The sequence below is a fragment of the Actinoallomurus sp. NPDC052308 genome, from assembly GCF_040679195.1.
Classification (GTDB): domain Bacteria; phylum Actinomycetota; class Actinomycetes; order Streptosporangiales; family Streptosporangiaceae; genus Actinoallomurus; species Actinoallomurus liliacearum.
Window position 1 is genome coordinate 19,617 of record NZ_JBFAUM010000013.1, and the last position, 11,589, is coordinate 31,205.

Genomic DNA, 11,589 nt, shown 5'->3' on the forward strand with positions numbered 1-11,589 from the left:
ACCCGGGTTGGGTCACCTGCTCAGGCGCACGATCGCGGCCAGGATGTCCGGAGCAGTGCGGCCGCCTCGTGCCGGGGCTTGCTCGTCCCCGGCACGTTGAATCTGCTTTACCGCTCCTCGCAGCGAGCGCAACAGGTCCCGCTCGGCTTCTTCGGGGCGGGACTGGATGTTCCACTGGCGGACGTCGTCGACCCGGGCCTCGATCGCGTCGTCGAGCCGGCTGCGCAGCAGACCGGGGTGATGGCCTCGACCTCGACCGCGATGTGGGGGTCGATGCCCTCGCCCAAGCACTCCTGGCGGTACCGCGCGTAGTTAACATCGTGGGTGTTGACCTCGTGGGCGGTGAACTCCCCGGAGCGGACGTCGCCGGCGATTCTCCGGGGTGCCGCGAGCGTGCGGTTCGAGTTCACGCAGCTCAGAAGCGGTCGGGAACGACGATAGCGGGTGCAACAGGTGTGGTGCACGGACCTCGGCGGAAGATTCCGGCGGAGTCGCGGGCGCTTGTAACAGCTGCCCGCCCCGTCGGCCATGGCGTCGACATCGGGCCGTACGAGTTCACCCGTTGACGTCGTACGCGGCCTCCGCGCCGCCGGCCCACGAACCGGCGGCGCGAGGGGCCGTGGCCGCGCGGAGCGGTCGGCTTCAGCCTGTCCGCTCCGCCTGGTCGCGCAGGCCGGCGATGTCCTTGTCCAGCAGCGACGAGTACGACCGCCGGGATGAGTCCCCGCCCAAGTGGTACCCGCCGAGGACGCCGATGACCTTTCCCTGCCGTTTCACCGGGTCGTACTTCCAGAGCCAGGGGCTGCCGCTCGTGCCGCCGGTGAATCCGTCGCAGTCGAAGGCGAGTTGGTACGTGAAGCGGTGGATCGCCGTCGTGTCGCACTGAACCGCCCGGTCGTTCGACGACGTTCCGCTCGCCGGGTACCCGACGACGTGCACGGTCTCGGGAAGCGCCGTGTTCGGGGTCAGGCGGTTCGACCCGGTGAGGTCCGCGACGTTCTTTCCGCTCGCCGGGTCCTTGGCGAGGGTCACGAACCCGAAATCGAGGTCCGGATCGGCGCGTGCCTTCCAACCGCTGTGCACGAGGAGGGACTTGGCGGCCCAGACGCCGTAGGGCGCCTTGCCCGCGTCGTACTGTGGGACGAAGGCGACTTTGTCCCGGTAGTAGCCGGTCTTGGTGCTCGAGTTGTAACTGTAGATGCAATGCGCGGCGGTGAGCGCGAGGTTGTGCTTCGTGCTGTAGACGACACTCGCGGTGCAGTAGTGGTCGCCCGTTTTACTGTGCGAGAACAGCCTGCCCACCGTGGGAATCCCGGTGAACGTCGCCGCGCGCGGAATCGCGGTGCTGGTCTGGAACGGCGCCTGCGACGGCTTTCGCCGGTCCAGCGGAGTGGCCGCCTTCATTCGCGCGGCCGTCCAGTAGGACGCGGTCTCCCGGGTGCCACCGGCCGACACGTTCTGAGCCACCGCCGTCGCCGACGAGTGGCCTCCGCTCCGGAATGCGAGGCCGCAGCCGATCGCGACGACCGTGCAGGCCGACACGGTGAGGACGATTCTTCTATTGGTGTGCAATTCGAGTCTCTGCGGTTGGGGGGAGAGGCTCGGCCGCAGCGGGGTCAGGAGGAAACGGCGGGCCGATGCGATGACGCTCGGCAGTTATAGCGCACTTTGCCGTCTTGGCGATTCCTTGATCATGTCTTGACCGTCGGGAGCGCCCTTTCCGGCTCCGTCAGGCGTCGTACTCCAGCTTGAACTCGGCGATCACGAGGTCCAGCGGCCGGTCGGCGTTGTGGGCGACGCGCAGTCCGAGCGGCACGTCCGGATGCACGAAGATCGCCCAGGTCTTCGCGAAGCACTGCATCCCGGGCGAGGACGGCCGGTGCTCCGTGCAGGTGGTGTCCGCCGTTCCGAGGGGGTCGCGGACGAACTGGTCGCGGAACTCCGTCGCCGCGCCGCCCGACGCGGTCTCCCACTGGATCATCGCGTAGAGACGGCCCCACGCCTCATGCGCCGGCCAGATCAGCCCGCTTGCCGCATCGGACGGGAAGGGATGGTCGGCGCCGTTCCGCGTCAGCGCGTGCATGTTGTCGGCGTCGTACGACTCGGCCGCTCCGTACGGGAAGCGGACGACGTGGTACGAGTCGCCGGCCGGGACGGACTGCGGGCCACCGTCGCGGTCGGCGTCGAACTTCAACGAGCACACATGAACGGTCATGGCTCCTCCAGACGTACCGCCGATATCCGAAGTCGGCATGATCGCGGGGGAGTGCCGCCGGGTCAACCGGCGCAGGGCGTCCCGAAGCCGCCTCAGGCCACGATGGGCGCGGCCAGGTTCTGCTTGACGTTCCGGCTCACCTCGTCGGCGATGATCTCCGCGGCGTCCTCGGCGAGCCCGTCCAGCGCGACCTTGGCGATCACCGCCGGATCGGACTTCGCAGCCGTGATACGGGAGGTCATGTCGGTGTCCATGTAACCGACGTGCAGTCCCGCGACGTGGATGCCCTTGGGGTGCAGCTCCTGGCGCACCGCGTTGGTCATCGCCCACTCGGCGGCCTTGGCGGCGGAGTACGCGCCGGTGGACGGCGCGTGCCACCAGGAGAGTACGGACAGGATGTTCAGGACGGCGCCGCCGCCGTTGGCCTCGATGACCGGCGCGAACGCCCGCGTCACGGCCAGCGTGCCGAAGTAGTGGGTCTCCATCTCCCGCCTGACGTCCTGAAGGTCGCCGTCGAGCAGGGACGTCCCGGTCGAGATGCCGGCGTTGTTGACCAGCAGCGTCGCGTCCGTCGCCACGGCGGCCGCATCCCGTACCGACGCCGGATCGGTGATGTCCAGCCCCAGCGGCACGGCGCCGGGCACGTCCACCGTCTCAGGGCGACGGGCGGCGGCGTAGACCTTGGCCCCACGTTCGATGAGCTGGGTGACCAGCTCCCGGCCGAACCCCCGATTACCACCGGTCACCACCGCGACCGAACCTTCGATCTTCATGATCTCTCCTTCCGGGTCGAGCTCCGATGCGCTAAATATGACCGGTCGTCTTAGTTCTGTCAAACGCCTCCCGCCTCGGTTGACAGGTGCAAGACGACCGGCCATATTGGCTGCGGAGGTGGCGGAGATGGGCAGACGAGGCGTACGCGAGGAGATCGTCGAGGCGGCTCTGGAGCAGTTCCACGTCCAGGGCTACAACGCGGCCGGCGTGAAGGTGATCACCGATGCCGCGGGCGTGCCGAAGGGGTCGTTCTACAACCACTTCGACAGCAAGGAGGCGCTCGCCGTCGTGGCGCTGCGGCGGTACGGCGCGGAGCACCCCGCCCGGGAACTGGCCGGAGGACACGGCGAGCCCCTGGCCCGGCTACGGGCGCACTTCGAGGCGATCCGCGATTACGTCGTGCGGCACGAGTTCACACGCGGCTGCCTTCTCGGCAATCTCGGAGCGGAGATCGCCGATCACAGCGAGGTCATCCGCGAGGCCGTGCGTCAGGGCCTCGCGCAGTGGACGGAGGCCATCGCCGTCGTCCTCGCCGAGGCCCGCGACGCCGGTGTCCTGAGGACCGGTGTCGATCCACGGGCCACGGCCGGCTTCATCGTCAACGCCTGGGAGGGCTCCCTCATCAGGGCCCGCGCCGACCGCTCGGCCGACGCCTTCGACTCCTTCTTCGCCCTGGTCTTCGGCACCCTCCTCCCGGCCGGTGACCAGCCGCCCCGCGAGTGACCGCGCGTCAGGCCTCGGGGTAGCACAGCAGCCAGCTCATCGGCGCGCCGTACCAGCCGGGCTCGGTGGGCGGGTTGGGGCCGAACTCCAGGGCGGCGTCCGCAGCGATCTGGATGACGACCCGGCGCAGGTCGAGGCCGGACTGCCAGTGGCCGGGTAGCCCGAGCGTGCCGTGGAGGGCACCGAGCAGGTACCCGCAGAGCGCGCCGGTGGCGTCGCTGTCGCCGGAGTGGTTGATCGCCGACAGCAGCGCCGGGCGCACGGACCCGGGTTCGGTGGCGGGGAGCGCGGCGCAGACGGCGATCGCGAGCGCCTGCGTACCGACCCGGCCACGACCGAGCGTCTCCAGCCCCTCTGGGGACGGCGGGCCGGCCTCGGCCAGCGCGGTCGCGGCGTCGAGGGCCCGCGAGGTCTCGTCGTGGCCGCGGTGCGTCTCCAGCGCAGTCCGTGCCGTCGCCAGCGCGCTCGGCAGGTCGGCGCCACGCAGGAGGCTCCAGACGGTTGCGGCGAGGACGCCCGCGGGCAGGTACCCGCTCGGATGACCATGCGTGAGCGCCGCCACCTCGCATCCGGTGCCGAAGGCCGCGTGCGAGGAGAAGGCGAGTCCCGCCGGCGCTGCGCGCAGCACGCCGCCGCAGCCCTTGGAGTCGTTGATCGGCGTCTCCACGGTGCCGAGGGGGTGGCCCGGCTCACCCCTCTCGGCGGCCTTGCGCAGCGCCGATACGCAGCTGCGCCCGGGGCCTCGCCGGGCCCGCATCTCCGGCAGTGCGGACAGTCCGCTTCCTCGCAGTGGGACCAGCCCGCCGGCCTCCAGCGGTTCGGGTCCGGCGGCCCGTCCGTCCTTGCTCTCCAGCCAGCGCAGGTAGTTCCACTGCAGCAGCCCCCCGGTGGCCCCGCCGATGCCTCTCGTCCGCGCGCGCACCGACGCCTGGATGAGCGCTTCGGCGGTGAGCAACGCCAGTTGGGTGTCACCGGTGACGATGCCCTCGCCTCCCGCGGGGCCGTCGTACCCGGTCAGTCCGTCCTCGCCGTGCCGGGCGTGGATCTCCGTCAGGGTGGCGCGCTCGATCGGCGCTCCCAGCGCGTCGCCGATGGCCCCGCCGAGCAGGCAGCCCAAGATCCGGTCCGGTTCGGGAAACTCTGAGCGTGCGTACATGGCGCAGAGTCTGCTCCTAATCGGCGCCACGGACGCCTTGAGCGGGCGGGCACAGGGCGGCCGGTCCCGGTCAGCGTTCGACGAGGGTGAGGGTGAAGGAGTAGCGGCCGGCGCGGTAGACGTGACGGCCGTACTCGGCCGGGCGGCCCTTGTCGTCGTACGCGATCCGGGTCATGGTCAGCAGCGGGACGCCCCGGCGTTCGGCCAGCAGCCGGGCCTCGGCGGCGGTGGCGCCCCGGGCCCCGATCGTCTGGTGGGCGATGCGCAGGTTGACGCCCGCCGCGCGCAGCATCTCGTACAGGCCGTGCGCGGCCAGGCCGTCGGCGGTCAGGGCGACGAGGCCGGCCGGGAGGTAGTTGGTGAGCAGTGCCAGGGGCTCCTCGCCGGTCAGCCGCAGCCGCCGCAGCCGCACCACCTCCGTGCCGGGCGCCACGTCGAGCTCCCGGGCCACCGCCTCGTCGGCGGGCAGCGTACCGAGCTCCAGCACGCGGGTGGCGGGGCTGCGGCCGGCGGCGAGGAGGTCGTCGTACAGGCTGGTCAGCTCGACCGAGCGGCGCACCTGCGCCTGGACGACCTGGGTGCCGACGCCGCGCTTGCGGACGAGGAGACCCTTGTCGACGAGGTGCTGGATCGCCTGCCGGATCGTCGGCCGGGACAGGCCGTAGCGGTCGGCGAGCTGGATCTCGTTCGCCAGGCGGCTCCCCGAGGGCAGCCGGCCGTCGTGGATGGCCGCCTCGAGCTGCTGCGCCACCTGGAAGTAGAGCGGGACGGGGCTGGTGCGATCCACCCGGACCGCCGGGCGGTGCACGGCCGCTCGGTCCATGCCGTACCTCCGGAATCCCCTCCGAAGACTGGGTCCCCCTCCACGCTAATAGTTCCTGATGTCAGGACAAACCCTTGACAGCCGCTCAATCCCTGCCGAGGCTGGGATCGCCGGTGAACGAACCGCGCACCGTCGAAACGCCGGCGTGCCGGAGGTGGATCCGCTCCGTGAGTCCGCACGATCTGATCACGATGGGCCGGGTCAGCGTGGACGTCTACCCCCTGCAGGTGGGCGTCCGTCTGGAGGACGTCGAGACGTTCGGCAAATACCTCGGCGGCAGTCCCACCAACGTGGCGGTCGCGGCGGCGCGGCACGGCCACCGCACCGCGGTGATCACCCGGACCGGCGCGGACCCGTTCGGCCGGTACGTCCACACCGCGCTGCGGGAGTACGGCGTGGACGACCGGTTCGTCACGGCCGTCCCCGGGCTGCCCACGCCGCTGGCGTTCTGTGAGATCTTCCCGCCGGACGACTTCCCGCTGTACTTCTACCGGTATCCCAAGGCCCCTGACCTGCAGATCCAGGCCGACGAGCTGGACCTGCCGTCGATCCGCGCGGCCAGGGTGTTCTGGGCCACCGTCACGGGCCTGTGCGAGGAGCCGAGCCGTACGGCGACGCTCGCCGCGCTGGCCGCCCGCTCCCGGCGGCGGGACACCGTGCTCGACCTGGACTACCGGCCGATGTTCTGGCCGTCGCCGGAGGAGGCGGGCGGCCGGATCGGCGAGGCGCTGGAGCACGTGACCGTCGCGGTCGGGAACGCCGAGGAGTGCGCGGTCGCCGTGGGGGAGCGGGAGCCGTACGCGGCCGCCGAGGCGCTACTGGCCCGCGGCGTGCGGCTGGCGATCGTCAAGCGCGGGCCGAAGGGCGTGCTGGCGGCGACCCGTTCCGCGTCGGGACGGATGAGGGTGGTCGAGGTGCCGCCGGTCGAGGTGGAGGTCGTCAACGGGCTGGGCGCCGGCGACGCGTTCGGCGGGGCGCTGTGCCACGGCCTGCTCGCGGGCTGGGACGTCGAGCGGACCGTACGCTTCGCGAACGTCGCGGGCGCGATCGTCGCCTCCCGCCTCGCCTGCTCGCCCGCGATGCCGACCACCGCCGAGGTCGAAGGGCTCATGGAGGGCGGCGAGTGATCACCGAAGCGTTCACCGAGCGGCTCGCGGCGCTGACCGAGATCCGGGCCGCGCGGCCGGAGGCGGTCGCCGAGGCGGCGGCGCGGCGCGTACGGCGCGGTTCGCCGCTCGGCCCGAACGGCCGCCTCATGATCGTGGCCGCCGACCACCCGGCGCGCGGGTCCCTCGGCGCGGGCGACCGGCCGCTGGCCATGGCCGACCGGTGGGACCTGCTCGAACGCCTCTGCCTCGCGCTCAGCCGTCCCGGCGTCGACGGCGTGCTCGGCACTCCGGACGTCATCGAGGACCTCCTGCTGCTGGGCGTGCTCGACGAGAAGGTCGTGCTCGGCTCGATGAACCGCGGCGGCCTGGCCGGGTCGGCGTTCGAGATCGACGACCGGTTCACGGCGTACGACGCGCGCGCCATCGCCGACCAGGGCCTCGACGGCGGCAAGATGCTGCTGCGCATCGACGAGGCCGACCCCGCGACCGTCCGCACGCTGGAGTCCTGTGCGCGGGCCGTCTCGGAGCTGGCCGCCGGCCGGCTGATGGCGATGGTCGAGCCGTTCGTGTCGCACCGGGCCGACGGCCGGGTGCGCAACGTCCTGACGCCCGAGGCCGTGACCCGGGCGATCGCGATCGCGTCGGGGCTCGGGACGACGTCGGCGTACACCTGGCTCAAGGTCCCGGTCGTCGACGACATGGAGCGCGTGATGGCCGCCTCGACGCTGCCCGCGCTCCTGCTCGGCGGCGAGGTGCCCGACGACCTCGACGCCGCGCTGGCCGGCTGGGCGCGCGCCCTGCGGCTGCCGACCGTGAAGGGCCTGATCGTCGGCCGCAGCCTGCTGTACCCAGCCGGCGACGACGTCGCCGGCGCCGTCGACGCGGCCGTGGAGGTTCTCGGATGAAGCATCACCTGCCCACCGTCGACACGGCCGTGGAGGGCCTGGGATGAAGCACTACCTGCCCGCAGGCGGCACCGGCGCCCGGCCGTACACCCTGGAGGTCACCCCGGAGGCCGCCGGCTGGACGTACTCCGCGCTGCGGGTCCTCGAACTCGACGGCGCGCACACCTTCGACACCGGCCCGTACGAGACGCTCGTGCTGCCGCTGTCCGGGTCGTGCCGCGTCTCCTGCGACGGCGAGACGTTCGAGCTGCGGGGGCGGCGGGACGTCTTCTCCCGGGTCACCGACTTCGCCTACGTGCCGCGCGACGCCACGGTGACGGTGACCGGGCGCGGCCGGTTCGCGCTGCCCGCCGCCCGGTGCGAGAACCGCCTCACCGCGCGGTACGGCCCGGCCGAGGACGTGCCGGTCGAGCTGCGCGGGGCGGGGCAGGCGTCGCGGCAGGTGAACAACTTCTGCACGCCGGAGGCGTTCGAGGCCGACAAGCTGATCGCCTGCGAGGTGATCACGCCCGGCGGCAACTGGTCGTCCTACCCGCCGCACAAGCACGACGAGGACCGCCCCGGCGAGAGCGTGCTGGAGGAGATCTACTACTTCGAGGTGGACGCCGCCGCCGCCGGGAGGTCGGCCGGGGCAGGTCGGTCGGGTGAGACGCAGTCGGTCGGGGCGGGTTGGTCGGGGGAGACTCGGCCGGCCGCGATGGGGTACCAGCGGGTGTACGGGACCGCCGACCGGCCGATCGACGTGCTCGAAGAGGTGCGGACCGGCGACACGGTGCTGATCCCGCACGGCTGGCACGGCCCGTCGATGGCGGTGCCCGGCTACGACCTGTACTACCTCAACGTGATGGCCGGTCCCTCGCCGGAGCGCGCGTGGCGGATCTGCGACGACCCCGCCCACGCCTGGGTGCGCGACACGTGGCAGGGCCAGGAGATCGACCCCCGGCTTCCCCTCACGTCGACGATCGAGAGGGAGAGATGAGGCTCACCGTAGGACAGGCGATCGTCCGGTTCCTGGCCGCCCAGTGGTCGGAGCGGGACGGCGTGGAGCGGCGGTTCTTCGCGGGCTGCTTCGGGATCTTCGGGCACGGCAACGTCGCGGGCCTCGGGCAGGCCCTGCTGGAGGCGCACCATACGGGCGAGGCCGAGCTGCCATACCACATGGCCCGCAACGAGCAGGCGATGGTGCACGCCGCCGTCGGCTACGCCCGCATGCGCGATCGGCTCGCCACGTTCGCGTGCACGTCCTCGATCGGACCGGGCGCGACCAACATGGTGACGGGCGCTGCCCTGGCCACCGTCAACCGGATCCCGGTGCTGCTGCTGCCCGGCGACGTCTTCGCCACCCGCGTCGCCGACCCGGTGCTGCAGCAGCTCGAGGACCCCCGGTCCGGCGACGTGTCGGTCAACGACGCGTTCCGGCCGGTGTCGCGGTACTGGGACCGGATCAACCGCCCGGAGCAGCTCCCGGCCGCGCTGCTCGCCGCGATGCGGGTGCTCACCGACCCGGCCGAGACCGGCGCGGTCACGCTCGCGCTGCCGCAGGACGTGCAGGCCGAGGCGTACGACTGGCCGGAGGAGCTGTTCGCCCGGCGGGTGTGGCGCGTGCCCCGGCCGGTTCCCGAGCCCGCCCAGCTGGAGCGGGCGGTCGAAGCACTGCGCGGGGCCGAACGGCCGCTGGTCGTGGCGGGCGGCGGCGTGACCTACTCCGACGCCGCCGGTGACCTGCTCGCGTTCGCCGACGCCACCGGGATCCCGGTCGCCGAGACGCAGGCGGGCAAGGGCTCGCTGCCGTGGGACCACCCGTGCGCGGTCGGCGGCGTCGGCGCCACGGGCACGCCGGCCGCGAACGCCCTCGCCCGCGAGGCCGACGTCGTCCTGGGCGTCGGCACCCGCTACAGCGACTTCACCACCGCGTCCCGTACCGTCTTCGCCCACCCGGACGTACGGTTCGTCAACCTGAACGTCGCGTCGTTCGACGCCGCGAAGCACTCCGCCGTCTCCCTGGTCGCCGACGCGCGGGCCGGGCTGCGGGCGCTCACGGACGCCCTCGCGGGCCACCGCGTCGACACCGCGTACGCCGACCGGGCGCGGCGGCTCGCCGAGGACTGGCGGCGGGTCGTCGACCGGGCCTACCACCTCGGGCACGGGCCGCTGCCGGCGCAGACCGAGATCCTCGGCGCGGTGAACGAGATCGCCCGCCCCCGAGACGTCGTGGTGAACGCCGCCGGCAGCATGCCCGGCGACCTGCACCGGCTCTGGCGGGCCCGGGACCCGCGCCAGTACCACGTCGAGTACGGCTACTCCTGCATGGGTTATGAGATCGCCGGCGGGCTGGGGATCAAGATGGCCGACCCCGACCGGGAGGTGTTCGTCCTCGTCGGCGACGGGTCGTACCTGATGATGGCCCAGGAGATCGTCACGGCGGTCGCCGAGCGGATCAAGCTCACGATCGTGCTCGTCCAGAACCACGGCTTCGCCTCCATCGGCGCGCTGTCGGAGTCGCTGGGGTCCCAGCGGTTCGGCACGAGCTACCGCTACCGGAACCCGGAGACCGGCCTGTTCGATGGCGAACTCCTCCCCGTCGACCTCGCGGCGAACGCCGCGAGCCTCGGCGCGGACGTGCTGCGCGCGACGACCGTGGCGGAGTTCCGCTCCGCGCTCGAACGCGCGCGGGACGCGGAGGTCACGACCGTCGTCCACGTCGAGACCGACCCGCTGGCGCCCGCGCCCTCCTCGGACGCCTGGTGGGACGTTCCGGTGGCCGAGGTCTCCGCGCTCGACAGCACCCGCAAGGCCCGGGCCGAGTACGAGGCCGCCAAGGCCGCGCAACGCCCCCACCTCGGCCCGACACAGTGAGGACGGAGAGACGCGATGTTGCAGACAGGTAGACGGGCCGGCATCCTCCTGGCCGGTCTCGCCCTCGCCCTGACCGCGTGCAGCAGCCACGGCGGCAAGAAGGCACAGGAGTCGGCGAACGACACCGGCGCCGGGAAGGCGAACACCCCCCGTATGAAGATCGCCATGGTCACGCACCAGGCGCCCGGCGACACGTTCTGGGACATCGTCCGCAAGGGCGCCGAGGCCGCCGCGGCCAAGGACAACGTGCAGCTCGTCTACTCCAACGACCCGGACGGCGACAAGCAGGCCACGCTGGTGCAGAACGCCATCGACAGCAAGGTCGACGGCATCGCGGTGACCCTCTCGCACCCCGACGCGATGGCCGGCACCGTCAGGAAGGCCTCCGGCGGCGGGATCCCGGTCGTCGTGCTGAACGCCGGCGTGGACGCCTGGCAGAAGGTCGGCGCGCTGGAGTTCTTCGGCTCCGACGAGAGCCTCGCGGGGGAGAGCGCGGGCAAGCGGCTGAGCACCGAGGGGGCCAAGCACGTCCTGTGCGTCCTGCACGAGCAGGGCTCGGTCTCGCTCGAGGCGCGCTGCGGCGGGCTGGCCAAGACGTTCTCCGGCAAGACCGACAAGGTCTACGTCCAAGGGACGAACATGCCATCCGTGCGGTCCACCATCGCCGCCAAGCTCAAGCAGGACAAGAGCATCGACCGGGTCGTCGCGCTGGGCGCGCCGTTCGCCCTCACGGCGTTGCAGTCGGTCAAGGACGCGGGCAGCCCGGCCAAGATCGCGGCGTTCGACATGAACCCGGCCATGGTCAAGGCCGTCCAGGACGGCACCGTCGAGTGGGCCGTCGACCAGCAGCCGTACCTGCAGGGCTACCTCGCGGTCGACTCGCTGTGGCTCTACAAGACCAACGGCAACGTCCTCGGCGGCGGCCAGGCGACGCCGACCGGCCCGTACTTCGTCGACAAGACCAACGTCGCCGCGGTCGCCCAGTACGCCTCGCGCGGCACCCGCTAGCGGTGGCGCCCCAGCCCTGG

At 72.1% G+C, this 11,589-nt stretch carries 12 protein-coding genes; 7 read left to right on the forward strand and 5 right to left on the reverse strand.

The window, feature by feature from the left end:
* Positions 1-96: 96 nt before the first annotated feature.
* Positions 97-312 carry a hypothetical protein gene (locus AB0L00_RS26915; protein ID WP_364439595.1) on the forward strand — a complete coding sequence of 72 codons (216 nt, stop codon included), beginning with the start codon at positions 97-99 and terminating at the stop codon, positions 310-312.
* Between the two features lie 330 nt (positions 313-642).
* On the opposite strand, the gene AB0L00_RS26920 is transcribed toward AB0L00_RS26915, so the two are convergent.
* The 3 genes from AB0L00_RS26920 to AB0L00_RS26930 form a co-directional block, all read right to left on the reverse strand.
* Positions 643-1,542: a trypsin-like peptidase domain-containing protein gene (locus AB0L00_RS26920; protein WP_364439598.1), complete on the reverse strand. Its 900-nt coding sequence runs from the start codon at positions 1,540-1,542 to the stop codon at positions 643-645.
* Positions 1,543-1,729: 187 nt separating this feature from the next.
* Positions 1,730-2,215 (reverse strand): hypothetical protein, encoded by a 486-nt coding sequence (locus tag AB0L00_RS26925; protein ID WP_345363601.1) that lies wholly within the window; start codon positions 2,213-2,215, stop codon positions 1,730-1,732.
* A 92-nt stretch (positions 2,216-2,307) separates the two neighbouring features.
* Positions 2,308-2,988, reverse strand: a complete 681-nt coding sequence (locus tag AB0L00_RS26930) for an SDR family oxidoreductase (protein ID WP_364439600.1) — start codon at positions 2,986-2,988, stop codon at positions 2,308-2,310.
* A gap of 127 nt (positions 2,989-3,115) precedes the next feature.
* Here AB0L00_RS26930 and AB0L00_RS26935 point away from each other — a divergent pair, with 127 nt between their 5' ends.
* Positions 3,116-3,712 carry a TetR family transcriptional regulator C-terminal domain-containing protein gene (locus AB0L00_RS26935; RefSeq protein WP_364439603.1) on the forward strand — a complete coding sequence of 199 codons (597 nt, stop codon included), beginning with the start codon at positions 3,116-3,118 and terminating at the stop codon, positions 3,710-3,712.
* 7 nt (positions 3,713-3,719) lie between these two features.
* Here AB0L00_RS26935 and AB0L00_RS26940 read toward each other — a convergent pair whose 3' ends face one another.
* Together AB0L00_RS26940 and AB0L00_RS26945 are read right to left on the reverse strand one after the other, a co-directional pair.
* Positions 3,720-4,868, reverse strand: a complete 1,149-nt coding sequence (locus AB0L00_RS26940; RefSeq protein WP_364439606.1) for an ADP-ribosylglycohydrolase family protein — start codon at positions 4,866-4,868, stop codon at positions 3,720-3,722.
* 70 nt (positions 4,869-4,938) lie between these two features.
* The gene (locus AB0L00_RS26945; RefSeq protein WP_364439609.1) at positions 4,939-5,691 is read right to left on the reverse strand and encodes a GntR family transcriptional regulator; all 753 of its coding nucleotides are present in this window, start codon (positions 5,689-5,691) and stop codon (positions 4,939-4,941) included.
* Positions 5,692-5,858: 167 nt separating this feature from the next.
* Between AB0L00_RS26945 and iolC the strand changes: the two genes are divergently transcribed.
* From iolC to AB0L00_RS26970, 5 genes are read left to right on the forward strand one after another with little or no spacing between them, the layout of a single operon-like run.
* The gene (gene iolC, locus AB0L00_RS26950) at positions 5,859-6,818 is read left to right on the forward strand and encodes a 5-dehydro-2-deoxygluconokinase (protein ID WP_364439612.1); all 960 of its coding nucleotides are present in this window, start codon (positions 5,859-5,861) and stop codon (positions 6,816-6,818) included.
* Complete coding sequence (locus AB0L00_RS26955; protein WP_364439614.1) at positions 6,815-7,705, forward strand: aldolase; 891 nt, start codon at positions 6,815-6,817, stop codon at positions 7,703-7,705. Before iolC ends, AB0L00_RS26955 begins: the two co-directional genes overlap by 4 nt.
* Before the next feature lie 43 nt (positions 7,706-7,748).
* Positions 7,749-8,684, forward strand: a complete 936-nt coding sequence (locus tag AB0L00_RS26960) for a 5-deoxy-glucuronate isomerase (RefSeq protein WP_364439617.1) — start codon at positions 7,749-7,751, stop codon at positions 8,682-8,684.
* Positions 8,681-10,561 (forward strand): 3D-(3,5/4)-trihydroxycyclohexane-1,2-dione acylhydrolase (decyclizing), encoded by a 1,881-nt coding sequence (iolD, locus tag AB0L00_RS26965; RefSeq protein WP_364439620.1) that lies wholly within the window; start codon positions 8,681-8,683, stop codon positions 10,559-10,561. The genes AB0L00_RS26960 and iolD overlap by 4 nt, the downstream gene beginning before the upstream one ends.
* Before the next feature lie 15 nt (positions 10,562-10,576).
* Positions 10,577-11,569 carry a sugar ABC transporter substrate-binding protein gene (locus tag AB0L00_RS26970; RefSeq protein WP_364439623.1) on the forward strand — a complete coding sequence of 331 codons (993 nt, stop codon included), beginning with the start codon at positions 10,577-10,579 and terminating at the stop codon, positions 11,567-11,569.
* Positions 11,570-11,589 lie beyond the last annotated feature (20 nt).

What these genes read in the sequence shown, in the direction of transcription:
- AB0L00_RS26930 (WP_364439600.1), bottom strand. Translation starts at nt 2,988, where the DNA reads ATGAAGATCGAAGGTTCGGTCGCGGTGGTGACCGGTGGTAATCGGGGG.
- AB0L00_RS26935 (WP_364439603.1), top strand. Translation starts at nt 3,116, where the DNA reads ATGGGCAGACGAGGCGTACGCGAGGAGATCGTCGAGGCGGCTCTGGAG.
- AB0L00_RS26925 (WP_345363601.1), bottom strand. Translation starts at nt 2,215, where the DNA reads ATGACCGTTCATGTGTGCTCGTTGAAGTTCGACGCCGACCGCGACGGT.
- AB0L00_RS26970 (WP_364439623.1), top strand. Translation starts at nt 10,577, where the DNA reads ATGTTGCAGACAGGTAGACGGGCCGGCATCCTCCTGGCCGGTCTCGCC.
- iolD (WP_364439620.1), top strand. Translation starts at nt 8,681, where the DNA reads ATGAGGCTCACCGTAGGACAGGCGATCGTCCGGTTCCTGGCCGCCCAG.
- AB0L00_RS26960 (WP_364439617.1), top strand. Translation starts at nt 7,749, where the DNA reads ATGAAGCACTACCTGCCCGCAGGCGGCACCGGCGCCCGGCCGTACACC.
- AB0L00_RS26940 (WP_364439606.1), bottom strand. Translation starts at nt 4,868, where the DNA reads ATGTACGCACGCTCAGAGTTTCCCGAACCGGACCGGATCTTGGGCTGC.
- AB0L00_RS26945 (WP_364439609.1), bottom strand. Translation starts at nt 5,691, where the DNA reads ATGGACCGAGCGGCCGTGCACCGCCCGGCGGTCCGGGTGGATCGCACC.